Raw genomic sequence first — 15,580 nt, 5'->3', positions numbered from 1 at the left:
GTATTTATTTTTTATCTTAGCTTAAGATGCTGTTAAGTGTTTTACTTGGACGCATAGCCTTATTAATTAAAGCGTCATTTGGTTCGTAATAACCACCAATATCTACTGGGTTTCCTTGAATTTGGTTAAGCTCGTTAACAATAGCAGTTTCATTTTCAGTCAATTGCTTAGCGATTGGTTCAAATTCTGCTTTTAGAGCAGCATCTTTTGTTTGGTTTGCTAAAGCCTGTGCCCAATACATGGCTAAATAAAAGTGACTTCCTCTATTATCTAATTCACCTGCTTTACGAGAAGGTGATTTTCCGTTGTCAAGTAATTGACCTGTAGCAGCATCTAAAGTGTCGGCTAAAATTTGTGCCCTAGGATTATTGTTTGCAATTGATAAATGTTCTAAAGAAACTGCAAGAGCTAAAAATTCACCTAAAGAATCCCAACGTAAATGGTTTTCAGTAATAAACTGTTCAACGTGTTTTGGAGCAGAACCACCTGCACCCGTTTCAAACAAGCCGCCACCGTTCATTAAAGGTACAATTGATAACATTTTTGCACTAGTACCAACTTCTAAAATAGGGAATAAATCAGTTAAATAATCACGTAATACATTTCCTGAAACCGATATTGTGTCTTTACCTTCTTTAAGTCTTTCGCAAGTAAATAAGGTTGCATCTATTGGCGATAAGATTTTTAAATCTAAACCAGTAGTATCATAATCTTTTAAATAGGTGTTTACTTTTTTGATTAATTCTACATCGTGCGCTCTATTTTCATCTAACCAGAATACAGCAGGTGTTTCCGAAGCTTTAGCACGTGTAACGGCCAATTTAACCCAATCTTGAACAGGTGCATCTTTAGTTTGGCACATTCTCCAAATATCCCCAGCTTCTACAGTGTGCTGTAATAAAGTATTTCCAGAAGCATCAATAACGCTTACCGTTCCTTTAGATGGAATTTCGAATGTTTTATCATGGGAGCCGTATTCCTCAGCTTTTTGAGCCATTAAGCCTACATTAGGTACAGTACCCATTGTAGTAGGGTCGAATGCACCATGTTTTTTACAAAAATCTATAGTCGCAGCATAAATGCCAGCATAACTGCTATCTGGAATAACTGCTTTGGTGTCTTGAAGTTTTCCTTCTGCATTCCACATTTGTCCAGATGTACGAATCATGGCAGGCATAGAAGCATCTATAATAACGTCACTAGGTACGTGTAAATTGGTAATACCTTTATCGCTATTTACCATAGCTACAGCAGGACCGTTTTTGAACGCTAAATCAATATCTGCTTGAATTTCGTTACGTTTAGCTTCTGGTAAACTCGGTAATTTTTCAACTAAATTTCCAAAACCATTATTCACATCTACTCCAACTTTTTCTAAAGTTTCAGCATGCTTTTCGAATACATTTTTAAAAAACACTTTAACAGCATATCCAAAAATAATAGGATCACTCACTTTCATCATGGTCGCTTTCATATGCAATGAAAACAATACACCGTTCGCTTTTGCATCTGCTATTTGAGCTTCTAAAAAGCTTACTAATGCCGTTTTGCTTAAAACAGTGCTATCAATGATTTCGCCTTGTAATAATTTGAAACTATCTTTTAATACAGTTGCAGTTCCTGCACTGTTTGTATGTACAATTTTAATACTGGTCGCTTCTGGTAATGTCACCGATTTTTCGTTGTGTGCAAAATCGCCAGCCTCCATAGTTGCTACATGCGTTTTAGAATCGCTGCTCCAAGCACCCATCGAGTGTGGGTTCTTTTTAGCGTAATTTTTAACGGCTTTTGGTGCGCGTCTGTCAGAGTTTCCTTCACGTAACACAGGGTTTACAGCACTTCCTTTAATTTTATCGTAACGGGATTTGATATCTTTTTCAACATCGTTAGTAGCTTCATCTGGATAATTAGGAATTGTAAATCCTTGAGATTGTAATTCTTTTATTGCAGCTTTTAACTGCGGAACAGAAGCACTAATATTTGGTAGTTTAATAATATTAGCTTCAGGGCTTTTGGCTAACTCACCAAGTATAGCCAAATCATCTGAAACACGTTGGTCTTCATTAATAAAATCTGGAAAAACGGCTAAAATTCTTGCAGCTAAAGAGATGTCTCTAGTTTCAATATTAATACCAGAAGACTTAACAAAAGCTTTAACAATTGGTAAAAATGAACGGGTTGCTAGTGCTGGAGCCTCATCAGTTTTTGTATAAATAATTTTAGACATTAATGTAACGGTTTTTTATGTTAGTATTTAGCTATAAAGTAAAATGCGATATACAATAACGTTTTCGCGACGCGAATATACAAAAAATGGCTTTTATAAATGCTTAAACGATTAATCAAAAATGTGAATATGATTAATATTTCACAGAATTTTAAAAAAGATACTAACTAATAAGAATTCATTAATTAAATAAGAGAGAAGTTTATAAAAAACAAAAGCCATATCCCTGCAGAATTTAATCTACTTTGACATGGCTTTCTTTGAAATAACATAACTTAATCTAATTGGTATTTTACCAAATCAATTTAGTTCTTAATCTAAATTTTTTCAATTTAAGTGCTATTATTTCAAGGAAACATTTCTGTAATTTTCAAAATGTATTGACCTATTACTAAAAATGCTTCTAATAATTGTTTTTCTTGATGCCATTAATCTTACTTTTCGTTTTAACGTCAAGTTTTTTTAAGACATTGCTTTAATTGTAATAACAATCCTTTCGGCAGTGTTATTTTTTTAAGCTTTCAATTATACTAGTTTCTGCCTATATCGATATGCAGAACTTTTTATAATATCTTGGTTTTTTTGCTACCTCACACTTACACATGCTGCATTAAAACCTCAAAAAACAATTAAAATAAATTAAAGAACGTTACCTTATAAGAAACTAATTCAAATTCACTTTTCAAATGAAACCAGTTTGCACTGTATTTTTTGTTCCTTATTTGCTAAGATAATACACAAATACCGAAAAACCAAGACATTTAACATTTTATATATCAACTACTTATAAACCGAAGTTATTAACTTTTGTTAATAAAAAAAAGCCCTGAAAAATTTCTAGGGCTTATTTTATTTGCTTTTGTAATAATACTTTATTAACGTCTGCGCTCTTTAATTCTGGCTTTTTTACCAGTAAGACCTCTAAAGTAGTAGATTCTAGCTCTACGCACTTTACCGCGTTTATTAACTTCAATTTTTTGTAATGCAGGTAAATTAACAGGAAAAATACGTTCCACACCAATAGTACCAGACATTTTTCTAATGGTAAAAGTTTCTGATGAACCAGATCCTCTTCTTTGAATTACTACACCTCTAAAAAACTGAGTACGAACTTTTTCGCCCTCTCTAATTTCATAATATACAGTAATTGTGTCTCCAGCTCCAAACTCTGGAAAGTCTTTTTTTGCTACAAATTCGTCTTGTACAAATTTTACTAAAGATTCCATATCTTTAAATTTTAATAATGATTAATTCAGAACAACATTCACGATTTTCGCCAGAGGTTAACCCGAAATTGGGTGCAAATATAATTAATAATTAACAATCTACAATTAATAATTATAATTTTTATGGTGTTTCTTTTTGCTTTGAATAATAGGCTAAAATTGAATGTTTAAGGTAAGCAAAAAGTCAGGTTGTCCGCTATATCTTTTGTTTATTTGTGATTACCGCGAAAGGATGAATCGACAATCAAAGTAATAATTGTAAATTCTATGCTTTTACAAGCATAGAATGGCATTACTCATTCAATAAATCAGGTCTGCGTTCTTTAGTGCGTAAATAAGCTTGCTCCTCACGCCATTTTTCAATTTTGGGGAAGTTGCCACTAAATAAAAGTTCTGGTACTTTTGATCCTTTATATTCTCTGGGTTTGGTGTAAATGGGGGGGGCTAATAAATTGTCTTGAAATGAATCGGTTAGGGCAGAAGTCTCATTGCCTAATACCCCAGGTATTAATCTTATAATGGCATCACAAAGTACTGCGGCAGCCAACTCGCCACCAGACAGTACATAATCGCCAATTGAGATTTCTCGTGTTATAAAAAGGTCACGTACCCGTTGGTCAACACCTTTATAGTGTCCGCATAAAATAATAATGTTCTCTTTTAAGGATATTTGGTTGGCAATACCCTGTTTTAAAGTCTCACCATCTGGTGTCATGTAAATAACCTCGTCATAATCACGTTGAGCCTTTAATGCTGAAATACATTTATCAATAGGCTCAATCATCATTACCATACCAGCACCACCACCAAATTGGGTATCGTCAATAGATTTGTACCTGTCAGAAGCATAATCACGTAAATTATGAAAATGGACTTCAACTAAATTAGCTTCAATAGCACGTTTTAAAATAGAGGCTTCAAAAGGACTTTTAAGCAATTCTGGTAAAACGGTAATAATATCAATGCGCATCGTTCTGTATTAAGAACTGCAAATATAATTGAATTAATGAATTTTAGGAATGTGGTTTTTAGGAATGTCTTGTCCTGAAATATGGCTATATGCTAAAATTTATAATGACCGCTAACGACTTGGTATAAAATAATTTTAATGTTTAACCTCTAGCGCTAAACAAATTCAATCGATTTTAAAAACTAAAATTTTTCATCTGTAAAAAAAAACCTAATTTTCTTATCAATACCCTTGTTAAAAACAATCATTAAATAACTAAAAACTTATTAGATAATAACTATTTAAATTTTGTAAATTTGCCTGCGTTTATAAGCGCAACATGACAACTACAGCAAAATACATTTTTGTAACCGGAGGGGTTACATCATCATTAGGAAAGGGCATCATTGCAGCATCACTTGCCAAACTACTTCAAGCCCAAGGATATCGGGTAACTATTCAAAAACTAGATCCGTATATTAATGTAGATCCAGGAACCTTAAACCCATATGAACATGGTGAATGCTATGTAACAGAAGATGGTGCCGAAACCGATTTAGATTTAGGACACTACGAGCGTTTTTTAAACGTACCAACCAGTCAAGCAAACAACGTAACTACAGGGCGAATTTACCAAAGTGTTATACAAAAAGAGCGTCGCGGAGAGTTTTTAGGTAAAACGGTTCAAGTGGTACCTCATATTACCGATGAAATTAAAGAACGTATTCAGCTTTTAGGAAAATCGGGCGATTACGATATTATCATTACTGAAATTGGAGGAACGGTTGGCGATATAGAATCGTTGCCATATATAGAAGCCGTGCGTCAATTACGTTGGGATTTAGGTGACAATAACGGTATTGTTATCCACTTAACTTTAGTGCCATTTTTAGCTGCCGCTGGCGAGTTAAAAACGAAACCGACACAACATAGTGTTAAAACCCTGATGGAGAGCGGTGTACAAGCCGATATTTTGGTTTGTAGAACAGAGCATGATTTACCATACGATTTACGTAAAAAATTAGCCTTGTTCTGTAATGTTAGAGAAGAAGCGGTGATACAATCTATCGATGCTTCGACCATTTACGATGTACCAAATTTAATGTTAGATGAAGGTTTGGATAAAGTGGTGCTTAAAAAATTAGGTTTAAAAAGTTCTGTACCCGATATTACCAAATGGAATCAATTTTTAACCCGTCATAAAAATCCAAAAACCGAAATTACTATTGGTTTAATTGGGAAGTATGTTGAGTTACAAGATTCATATAAATCGATTCTAGAAGCGTTTATTCATGCAGGTGCAGAAAACGAAGTGAAAGTAAATATAGAGTCAGTACATTCTGAATATTTAAATGAAGATAATATCAAACTAAAACTAGCTCATTTAGATGGAGTTTTAGTAGCGCCAGGTTTTGGTGAACGTGGTATTGAAGGTAAAATTGATGCGGTACGATTTGTCCGCGAAAATAATGTGCCATTTTTTGGTATTTGTTTGGGGATGCAAATGGCAGTTATAGAATTTGCTAGAAACGTATTGAATCTTAAAGATGCAGATTCTACCGAAATGAGTCCGGATACTAAAAATCCGGTTATAGGTTTAATGGAAGACCAAAAAACCATTACCGATAAGGGAGGTACCATGCGTTTAGGCGCTTGGGATTGTGATTTAAAAATGGGTAGTGCTGTGCGTGATATTTATAAAGCAGAAAGCATTAAAGAGCGTCACAGGCACCGTTACGAATTTAACAGTAAATATAAGCAACAAATGGAAGCTGCAGGTTTGATAGCCACTGGTCTAAATCCTGAAACAGGATTAGTGGAAATTGTAGAATTACCAAGCCATCCGTGGTTTGTTGGGGTGCAGTACCATCCAGAATACAAGAGTACCGTTGCCAATCCACATCCATTATTTGTGGCATTTGTTAAAGCGGCTTTAAATTATAAAAAGAAGAAGTCAAGTGTCAGAATGGCACAAAATTAATATTGGTCAGTTTTTTGATTATTAACAATGCTCAGACCTCACTGGTATAAAACTTGTGAGGTCTTATATAGATAAAACATGGAAGAAAAAAAATTAGATGTTAATTCGATAATAGGATTTTTACTTATTTTCGGAATATTAATGTATATGCTTTGGCAAAATCAACCAACGCCAGAAGAAATTAAAGCACAAGAGAAAGCAAAACAAGAGCAAGTTGAAGCCGAAAACAAAGCTAAAACACAAAACCAAACTAAAGTAACTTCTGCCGAAGATTTTAAAGTTGGTACAACCGATTCACTTCAATTAGTGAATTTAAAAAGCAAACTAGGTGTTTTTGCTTATTCTGCTGCCACAGCATCAAAAGAAGAAACCGTTGTAGAAAGCGATTTATTAGCTTTAAAATTCCATAATAAAGGAGGGTACCTTTCTGAAGTAAAGCTTAAAAAGCATACCGATTTTAAGGATAGACCTATCTATATCATTAAAGACAATAATGCTTCTTTAAATATTAATTTTGGTACTACCGATAGTAGAATTCTAAATACTAAAGATTTATATTTTCAGCCAACGGTTACAAAAAATGGGAAAGCCACAGTCATTTCCATGAAGCTAAAGGTGTCTGAAACTAAGTTTTTAGAATATAGGTACGAGCTAAAAGAAGGTGATTATATGTTAGATTTCACCATCCGTTCACAAGGCTTGAGCGATGTAGTAAACAGTTTGCAACCTGTTAATTTAGATTGGAATATAAAAACCTACCGTCATGCTAAAAGTATTTCTTATGAAAATAGATACACCGAGGTGGTTTTCGAATACGAAGATGGAAAAGATGATTATTTAGGTCAAAGTGAATTATCTGATGATACTGCTGAAGATGTAACCTACGTAGCCTTCAAACAACATTTCTTTACCTCTATTTTATTGGCAGATACACCTTTTAAAACTGGTGCTTTTGAATCTAGAAACTTAGTTCAAAACGAAGATATCGATACGGTTTATACTAAAGCTTTTTCGGCAAAACTGCCTTTGGAATTTGCTGGTGGTGAAATTAATAAATCGATGGATTTGTACTATGGCCCAAGTGATTTTAAAATTTTAAATAAATACGATAGAAATTTAGATGAAATAGTACCATTAGGTTGGGGTATTTTTGGATGGATTAACAAATACGTTTTTATTCCTTTATTTGCTTTGCTTGGTAAGTTTTTACCATATGGTATTGCTATTATCGTGATGACGATTTTAATTAAATTGATATTGTCGTTTGTTCAATACAAACAGTTTTTATCGCAAGCGAAAATGAAAATTCTAAAACCAGAATTAGATGCTATTCGTGCGAAGCATAAAGACAATAAAATGAAAGCGCAACAAGAAACCTTAGCGCTACAAAACAAGGCAGGAGCAAGTCCTATGGCAGGTTGTATACCAGCTTTGGTGCAGTTGCCTGTGTTTTATGCACTGTTTCAATTTTTTCCATCGGCGTTTGATTTAAGACAGAAAAGCTTCCTTTGGGCAGAAGATTTATCATCTTATGATACCATTGCGGAATTGCCTTTTAATATTCCGTTTTATGGCGATCACGTTAGTTTGTTCCCAATATTAGCCTCTATTGCTATTTTCTTCTATATGCGATTAACAACGGGCGACCAAATGGCGTCCCAACCAACACAAGAAGGCATGCCAGATATGGCTAAAATGATGAAGTATATGATGTACTTTTCTCCAATTATGATGTTGTTTTTCTTCAACAATTACGCATCAGGATTGAGTTTGTACTATTTTATTTCAAACGTTATTAGTATTGGTATCATTTTAGTAATTAAAAATTACATTCTTGATGAAGATAAAATACATGCTCAAATTCAAGAAAATAAAAAGAAACCTAAAAAAGAAAGTCGTTTCCAGAAGAAAATGAAGGAAATGATGGAGCAGGCAGAGCAGCAAAAACAAATACAACAAAAACGCAAAAAATAAGTATCCTGCAAGGTTTTTTTAACCTTGTAGGTATTAAGCAAAGTTTAAAAAGCTGCCATTAAATCAATTTGGCAGCTTTTTTGTTAGATACAATTTGACAAGCAATGTTCCGTTTAATGAATAGAATAAGTATAAGTTTTTATGAAAACAGTTTTTTTAACCTTACTTTTATTAATAGCGACCCTTATTTCAGCCCAAGAAATCAATCAATTGGATGCTAATGGAAAATACCATGGTATATGGAAGAAGAATTTTGAAGGTACAAACATAGCTAGATATGAAGGCGAATTTTTTCACGGAAAGGAAATAGGGACGTTTAAGTTTTATAAAAATATAAAGAATAAGGCGGTTTTGACGGCCACTAAAGAGTTTAATGAAAACGATTCTAAAGTCAATGTTAAGTTTTTTGCTTCAACAGGAAAAGTTGTTAGTGAAGGGCAAATGGATGGTAAAAAGTATATTGGTGAGTGGAAATATTATCAAAAAACCAACAATAAGCTTTTAACTTTAGAGTATTATAACGACTTAGGCAATTTACATGGAGAGCGCACTGTATATTACCCAAATGGGCAATTGGCTGAAAAACAACACTATAAAGACAGTAAGCTAGATGGAGTTTCTGTGGTGTATTCCGATAAAAATGTGTTGTTAAGTGAATTGGTTTATGTGAATGGTGAATTGCACGGGTATTCCAAATATTATTCGCCTAAAAACGAATTGGTTGCAGAGGGTCTATATAAAAATGATAAGAAAGTGGGTGTTTGGAAATATTATGAAGACGGCAAACTAACAGAAGAAAAAGATTTTACTTACGTTCCTAAGTACGTTAAAAAGCAATAAGAAAAACTTATTATAGCTATAAATATAAATCATGGTAGCATCTTTATGTTACCTTTTTTTATTCATAAATTTGTAAAATGAAACGAGTTATAATTGGACTTTCTGGTGGTGTAGATTCTAGCGTTGCAGCTTATTTGTTAAAGCAGCAAGGGTATGAGGTTATTGGGTTGTTTATGAAGAATTGGCATGATGATTCGGTAACGATTTCAAACGAATGCCCTTGGTTAGACGATAGTAACGATGCTATGTTAGTGGCTGAAAAATTGGGTATTCCTTTTCAAACAGTCGATTTAAGTGAGCAGTACAAAGAACGTATTGTAGATTATATGTTCCACGAATATGAAAGAGGAAGAACACCAAATCCCGATGTGCTTTGTAACAGAGAGATAAAGTTTGATGTGTTTATGAATATAGCCTTAGAACTTGGTGCCGATTATGTCGCGACAGGGCATTATTGCAGAAAAGGAACCATTCAAAAAAGTGGTAAAGAAATATATCAGTTATTAGCAGGTAAAGATGATAATAAAGACCAGTCGTATTTTTTATGCCAATTATCACAAGCACAATTAGCAAAATCATTGTTTCCCATAGGTGAATTAACCAAACCACAAGTCCGTGAAATAGCTATGGAATTGGATTTGGTAACGGCAGATAAAAAAGATTCTCAAGGGCTTTGTTTTATTGGTAAAGTGAAATTACCCGATTTTCTTCAACAGCAACTAAAACCAAAAGAAGGTATTATTGTTGAAATCCCCTATAATCAAGAAATTTTTAGTGTAGAAGTACCCAAATTTCATTCAGAAGAAGAAAAATTAGAGTATTTATCACGCAAAATCAGTTATAAAGTTGATTACGGAAAAGTAGTTGGCAAGCACCAAGGGGCACATTATTTCACAAAAGGCCAACGTAAAGGATTGGCTGTTGGAGGTACTTTGGAACCTTTATTTGTAATAGATACCGATGTTGAAGAAAACGTTATTTACACTGGGCAAGGTAAGGAACATCCTGGATTGTTGAAAAAAGCACTTTTTGTTAGTAACGAAGAACTGCATTGGATTCGAGAAGATTTGGCTTTACAAGTTGATGAAACCATACAAGTTCAAGCTAGAATTAGATACAGACAACCTTTGCAAACTGCGACGCTTCATAAAGTAGACGGTGGTTTGTATGTGGAATTTGAGGAGTTTCAATCGGCAATAACCGAGGGGCAGTTTGTGGCGTGGTATTTAGAAGATGAGTTAGTTGGTTCGGGGGTTATTTCTTAACTTGCAATAACTTAATTCTATTTGCAATGAAAAAAAAACTGTTTTTTCTAATATTGTTGTGCACTCCTATCTTTTTTCTTGCACAACAAGATGCTTGGGTATATTTTAAAGACAAACAAGATGTCTCAAATAGGATAGCAAACCCCAACACTATTTTAACTCAAAAATCCATCGACAGAAAGGCCAGGCACAATGTAGTTATTGATGCCCGAGATGTACCTGTAAACGAAACCTACATTTCCCAACTTAAAGCAGCGCTAGGTATTATTGTTATGGCAAAATCTAAATGGTTTAATGCGGTGCATGTTAGAGGTAGCGAAACCGATATTAATAATTTAGTAACTAGTTTTTCTTTTGTAGACCATATAGAGTTTGCCGATAGAAGCTTGAACAATTCAAAGAAAGTACAGCAAAAGCAACAATCAAAATTCACTGAAACGTTAACTACTTTTAATTATGGTAACGCTACAAATCAAATTCAAATGATTAAAGGCGACCAATTGCATTTAGCAAACTATACAGGAATAGGAATGACGGTGGCTATTTTAGATGGAGGCTTCAAAAATGTAAATACAATGATTGCTTTTCAGCGGTTAAGAAATGCCAATAATATTTTAGGAACTTACGATTTTGTAGATCGAGATACCATTGTTTATACTAATACAACAAGTAATCACGGAACTTTAGTATTAAGTACCATGGCTGGTTATGTTGAAAATCAATATGTAGGTACAGCTCCAGACGCGTCTTATTATTTATTTGTTACAGAAGATGGTCCTAATGAAAACCCCGTTGAAGAAAGTTATTGGGTAGAAGCTGCTGAACGCGCCGATAGTTTAGGAGTAGATGTTATAAACTCGTCTTTAGGGTATACCACTTATGATAATCCTAATTATAGTTATACTACTGGTGATATGAATGGGAATACCGCTTTTATTACTAGAGGTGCAAATATAGCTTTTGAAAAAGGAATTTTGGTAGTTAATTCTGCAGGAAACTCAGGAAATAATAGTTGGGGTATTGTTGGAGCACCAGCCGATGCTCCCGGAGTTTTTTCAATTGGAGCAGTAAATTTTGATGGCAATTATGCTACTTTTAGTTCACGTGGAAATAACACTCAACCTACTCACAAACCAGATGTTGTAGCGCAAGGGCAGGCCAGTGCGGTAATTACCGAAACTGATGTTATGGCTAATGTTAACGGAACATCGTTTAGTTCACCAATTATGGCAGGAGGCATTGTGTGTTTATGGCAAGCCTTACCAAATAAAACGAATGCCGAAATTATGCAGTTAATTCGCGAATCAGCTTCACAATTTAATTCGCCAGATTATTTTTTAGGTTATGGTATTCCTAATTTTCAGGTGGCTTTAAATACGGTGTTATCTGTTGAAGATGAGTTTCGTGACCAAGAGATACACATTTTTCCAAACCCAGTGAGAGACCTTGTTTATTTTAAGTTGCCTACCAATGAAAACCTTATTTTTGTAAATATTTTCAGTATGTTAGGTAAACACTTGCTAAGTAAAGTCATTACACCTACTAATAGTCAAATTGAAATGTCATCATTTTCAAAAGGGATGTATTTTTTACAATTGGAGTCTTCAAATACATCAAAAACTATAAAAATTATCAAGCAATAAATGGCAAACAGAATTACCCAATTGTTTCATATAGAGCACCCCATTATTCAAGCCGGTATGGTTTGGAATAGTGGTTGGCGCCTGGCATCGGCAGCAAGTAATTCTGGTATTTTAGGATTAATTGGAGCAGGTTCTATGTACCCTGAAGTATTGCGAGATCACATTCAAAAGTGCAAAAGGGCAACCAACAAACCGTTTGGTGTAAACGTGCCTATGTTGTATCCTAATATTCAAGAAATCATGGATATTATTGTAGACGAAGATGTTAAAATAGTGTTCACTTCAGCAGGAAACCCAAAAACTTGGACGTTGTGGTTAAAAGAACGCGGGATTACAGTTGTGCATGTGGTAAGTAGCGTCAAGTTTGCTTTAAAAGCACAAGAAGCAGGTGTTGATGCTGTGGTTGCTGAAGGTTTTGAAGCCGGTGGGCATAATGGACACGATGAAACCACAACGTTCACATTAATTCCAATGGTTAAAGAACAACTCCTAATTCCTTTGATAGCAGCTGGAGGTATTGCCACTGGTCGCGCCATGTTAGCAGCAATGGTTTTGGGTGCCGATGGTGTTCAGGTTGGAAGTCGATTTGTTGCCAGTACAGAAAGTTCGGCACACGAAGCTTTTAAACAAGTTGTAGTAAATGCCAAAGAAGGTGATACCCAATTAACATTAAAAGAATTAGCACCAGTACGTTTAATAAAGAATAAGTTTTATAACGAGGTACAGGAACTATATAAAACAGCGCCTACACTTACTCAGTTAAAAGAATTATTAGGTAGAGCACGTGCCAAAAAGGGTATGTTTGAAGGTGATTTAGACAATGGTGAACTTGAAATAGGGCAAATTGCGGGGTTAATACACGATATAAAACCAGTGGCTCAAATAGTTGAAGATTTGTTGTATGAATTTAATTTATCCAAAGAACAAGTTGTACACTTATAAAATAAAACAAATAAAAAAGGGAAAATTAATTCCCTTTTTTTAATATAGAAACGAATTAGCCCTAATATTTTAAATCCCTATAAAATAAAAGCTTGGAGTTTCTTAAGTGCTATAAATTCTTATATGAGAATCACTTTTTAGGCTTAACGAATTTATGAAAATTCATTTGGGTGTTTTTTTAAGTTTATCATAAGTTACTAACATTTGTTAATTTTTTATCATTTGAATGATTTTTTTTAAAAATGGCTCTAAGCTATTCCTAAAGACTATTTTTGCAGAATGCAATTAAAAAACTACACCAAAGAGTTTAAATACAATTGGCAATTAGCAGCCCCAGTTATGTTAGGGATGCTAGGGCATACCTTTGTTGGTTTTGTTGATAATGTAATGGTTGGACAATTGGGAACGGCAGAACTAGCTGCCGTATCGCTAGGCAATAGTTTTATGTTTATAGCCATGTCTTTGGGTATAGGTTTTTCAACGGCTATTACGCCCTTAATTGCCGAAGCAGATGCTGAAAAGGACTTTGAAAAGGGGAAATCGATATTTAAACATGGGTTGTTTTTATGCACTATGCTAAGTATTGCACTTTTTCTAATGGTACTTTTAGCAAAGCCACTTATGCATTTAATGAAACAGCCCGTAGAGGTTGTAGAGTTGGCAATTCCATATTTAGATTTGGTAGCTATTTCATTGATACCGTTAATTGTTTTTCAGGGGTTTAAACAGTTTAGTGAAGGCTTGTCATTGACACGTTATCCCATGTATGCGACTATTTTAGCAAATGTTTTGAATGTAGTTTTAAACTATTTACTCATATTTGGGAAATTTGGTTTTCCTGAAATGGGTATAGTAGGCGCTGCTTACGGTACACTTATATCTAGAATCATCATGGTTTGGTATTTGTGGCTTTTATTGAAATTAAAAGATAAATCGAAAGCATATGTATTGAACCTAAAGTTTTTTGTGTTGGATAAATTAATGCTTAGAAAGCTACTTGATTTAGGAATGCCCAGTGCGATGCAAATGTTTTTTGAGGTAGGGATTTTTACCGCTGCTATTTGGTTAAGTGGTTTGCTGGGAAAAAATCCACAAGCGGCAAATCAAATTGCATTAAATTTAAGTTCTATGACTTTTATGGTAGCCATGGGCTTAAGTGTAGCGGCTATGATACGAGTAGGCAACCAAAAAGGACTGCAAAATTATGTCGATTTACGCCGTATAGCCTTTTCTATATTCTTATTGGGTATTTTCTTAGCGTTTTGTTTTGCTGCCATGTTCTTTTTATTGCACAACCAATTACCAAAATTGTATGTGGATTTTGATGATGCCAAGAATTTTGTAGATAATTCCGAAGTTGTAAAAATAGCCTCCAAACTTTTAATAGTCGCTGCGGTTTTTCAAATAAGTGATAGTATTCAAGTTATTTTTTTAGGTGCATTACGTGGTTTGCAAGATGTTAAAATACCAACCATTATCACCTTTATTTCGTATTGGCTTATTGGTTTTCCTATTAGCTGGTTTTTAGGAAAGGAAGAAGCTTATGGTAGTTTTGGTATTTGGTTAGGTTTACTGGCAGGGTTAACAACTGCGGCTATTTTATTATACATTCGATTTAACTTTTTAACTAAAAAGTTTATTAAAGACATTCGGTAAAATATTAATTGTAGATGAAGTTATTAAAAGCGTTTGATAAGATTTTAGCTGGTTTTGGCAATATTAGAGCCATGGAGCGAACGCACATAGATACATATACCGAAGGCTTAATTTCTAAAATTGAAGGAGAATTAATCGCTGAATCTGAATATGGAAAACTTTTTGTGTCTTTTCAGAATTTGGCAGACTACGAGTTTTTAAATATTACTGTTTTAAGCGGAAGTAATATAAAAACCTTTGATGGCAGTACCCTTGTTTTTATAAACGGGAATGATAAAATAACTTATTTTTCTGATACTAAGGAGATTGAGTCAGATTATTCGAATGTTTCTAAGAGATGGTTAACTAAAATAAGTTTTGTGATAAATGATGATGATAAGAAAATGGTTTTAGAACGAAAATTTGAAAAGATATTTCTTAATTATAAAAAGAAATCAATACCAATGAATAAATATGATTAATAAATTATTGACTGTTTTTATTTCAATAGCTAATAAATTATAACTTTGATTAATTAAATAACTTAAGTGCTATTTTTGGTACTTGTAACTAACAAATTAAAATGAGCCTTCCAAAATTTATACTTGGTGATAATACCGATTATCCAAATGCTATTTATGTGATTCATACTGAATTTCCTAGATTTATTATCAATCTTGAAGATGATGAAATTGAATGGTTTGAAGATTTTGATGATGAAGATGAAAAGGAATTACTAGCCGAAACTGAAAATATGGTGAAATTGGCTACCGAGTTTTATGATAATGAAATTTTAAAATACGAAGAGTAGTTGCGTTAAGGATAGAAGTGGAAAGCCCACAGCGACCCCAAAGTATCGGGGGAGCGAGGACTTATAACGGATAGCCTGACCCGATAG

At 33.9% G+C, this 15,580-nt stretch carries 12 protein-coding genes; 9 read left to right on the top strand and 3 right to left on the bottom strand.

The genetic code is table 11. The features are described from left to right. Positions 1–16: 16 nt before the first annotated feature. The 3 genes from VP395_RS12755 to trmD form a co-directional block, all read right to left on the bottom strand. Positions 17–2,227, bottom strand: a complete 2,211-nt coding sequence (locus VP395_RS12755; protein ID WP_346242400.1) for an NADP-dependent isocitrate dehydrogenase — start codon at positions 2,225–2,227, stop codon at positions 17–19. Positions 2,228–3,102: 875 nt separating this feature from the next. Continuing rightward, positions 3,103–3,453 carry a 50S ribosomal protein L19 gene (gene rplS / locus VP395_RS12750; RefSeq protein WP_117178635.1) on the bottom strand — a complete coding sequence of 117 codons (351 nt, stop codon included), beginning with the start codon at positions 3,451–3,453 and terminating at the stop codon, positions 3,103–3,105. 292 nt (positions 3,454–3,745) lie between these two features. Then, on the bottom strand, positions 3,746–4,423 hold the full coding sequence (gene trmD, locus VP395_RS12745; RefSeq protein WP_346242399.1) for a tRNA (guanosine(37)-N1)-methyltransferase TrmD: 678 nt from the start codon (positions 4,421–4,423) through the stop codon (positions 3,746–3,748). Positions 4,424–4,742: 319 nt separating this feature from the next. On the opposite strand from trmD, the gene pyrG reads away from it, so the two are divergent. From pyrG to VP395_RS12700, 9 genes are all read left to right on the top strand, one after another. After that, on the top strand, positions 4,743–6,383 hold the full coding sequence (gene pyrG, locus VP395_RS12740; protein WP_346242398.1) for a CTP synthase: 1,641 nt from the start codon (positions 4,743–4,745) through the stop codon (positions 6,381–6,383). A gap of 78 nt (positions 6,384–6,461) precedes the next feature. After that, entirely contained in the window at positions 6,462–8,357 is a 1,896-nt protein-coding gene (gene yidC / locus VP395_RS12735) for a membrane protein insertase YidC (RefSeq protein ID WP_346242397.1), read from the top strand. Between the two features lie 141 nt (positions 8,358–8,498). After that, positions 8,499–9,197, top strand: coding sequence for a toxin-antitoxin system YwqK family antitoxin (locus tag VP395_RS12730; RefSeq protein ID WP_346242396.1), 699 nt, complete (start codon positions 8,499–8,501; stop codon positions 9,195–9,197). A 77-nt stretch (positions 9,198–9,274) separates the two neighbouring features. Further along, on the top strand, positions 9,275–10,462 hold the full coding sequence (gene mnmA / locus VP395_RS12725) for a tRNA 2-thiouridine(34) synthase MnmA (protein WP_346242395.1): 1,188 nt from the start codon (positions 9,275–9,277) through the stop codon (positions 10,460–10,462). A gap of 26 nt (positions 10,463–10,488) precedes the next feature. Beyond that, the gene (locus tag VP395_RS12720) at positions 10,489–12,105 is read left to right on the top strand and encodes a S8 family serine peptidase (protein WP_346242394.1); all 1,617 of its coding nucleotides are present in this window, start codon (positions 10,489–10,491) and stop codon (positions 12,103–12,105) included. Further along, complete coding sequence (locus VP395_RS12715) at positions 12,106–13,047, top strand: NAD(P)H-dependent flavin oxidoreductase (protein WP_346242393.1); 942 nt, start codon at positions 12,106–12,108, stop codon at positions 13,045–13,047. A 279-nt stretch (positions 13,048–13,326) separates the two neighbouring features. Then, positions 13,327–14,703: an MATE family efflux transporter gene (locus VP395_RS12710; RefSeq protein WP_346242392.1), complete on the top strand. Its 1,377-nt coding sequence runs from the start codon at positions 13,327–13,329 to the stop codon at positions 14,701–14,703. A 14-nt stretch (positions 14,704–14,717) separates the two neighbouring features. Then, the gene (locus VP395_RS12705; RefSeq protein ID WP_346242391.1) at positions 14,718–15,164 is read left to right on the top strand and encodes a hypothetical protein; all 447 of its coding nucleotides are present in this window, start codon (positions 14,718–14,720) and stop codon (positions 15,162–15,164) included. A gap of 101 nt (positions 15,165–15,265) precedes the next feature. After that, a complete protein-coding gene (locus tag VP395_RS12700) occupies positions 15,266–15,493 on the top strand; it encodes a hypothetical protein (protein ID WP_132216296.1) in 228 nt (75 codons plus the stop codon). Positions 15,494–15,580: the final 87 nt, after the last annotated feature.

Origin of the sequence: Mariniflexile soesokkakense (genome assembly GCF_039650365.1) — a bacterium.
GTDB lineage: Bacteria > Bacteroidota > Bacteroidia > Flavobacteriales > Flavobacteriaceae > Mariniflexile > Mariniflexile soesokkakense.
Note: the sequence above shows the minus strand (reverse complement) of the source record. Positions and strands in the feature narration are given on the sequence as shown.

Excerpts from the sequence above, each read along its gene's own strand:
- VP395_RS12755 (WP_346242400.1), bottom strand. The coding sequence starts at position 2,227 with ATGTCTAAAATTATTTATACAAAAACTGATGAGGCTCCAGCACTAGCA.
- rplS (WP_117178635.1), bottom strand. The coding sequence starts at position 3,453 with ATGGAATCTTTAGTAAAATTTGTACAAGACGAATTTGTAGCAAAAAAA.
- trmD (WP_346242399.1), bottom strand. The coding sequence starts at position 4,423 with ATGCGCATTGATATTATTACCGTTTTACCAGAATTGCTTAAAAGTCCT.
- pyrG (WP_346242398.1), top strand. The coding sequence starts at position 4,743 with ATGACAACTACAGCAAAATACATTTTTGTAACCGGAGGGGTTACATCA.
- yidC (WP_346242397.1), top strand. The coding sequence starts at position 6,462 with ATGGAAGAAAAAAAATTAGATGTTAATTCGATAATAGGATTTTTACTT.
- VP395_RS12730 (WP_346242396.1), top strand. The coding sequence starts at position 8,499 with ATGAAAACAGTTTTTTTAACCTTACTTTTATTAATAGCGACCCTTATT.
- mnmA (WP_346242395.1), top strand. The coding sequence starts at position 9,275 with ATGAAACGAGTTATAATTGGACTTTCTGGTGGTGTAGATTCTAGCGTT.
- VP395_RS12720 (WP_346242394.1), top strand. The coding sequence starts at position 10,489 with ATGAAAAAAAAACTGTTTTTTCTAATATTGTTGTGCACTCCTATCTTT.
- VP395_RS12715 (WP_346242393.1), top strand. The coding sequence starts at position 12,106 with ATGGCAAACAGAATTACCCAATTGTTTCATATAGAGCACCCCATTATT.
- VP395_RS12710 (WP_346242392.1), top strand. The coding sequence starts at position 13,327 with ATGCAATTAAAAAACTACACCAAAGAGTTTAAATACAATTGGCAATTA.
- VP395_RS12705 (WP_346242391.1), top strand. The coding sequence starts at position 14,718 with ATGAAGTTATTAAAAGCGTTTGATAAGATTTTAGCTGGTTTTGGCAAT.
- VP395_RS12700 (WP_132216296.1), top strand. The coding sequence starts at position 15,266 with ATGAGCCTTCCAAAATTTATACTTGGTGATAATACCGATTATCCAAAT.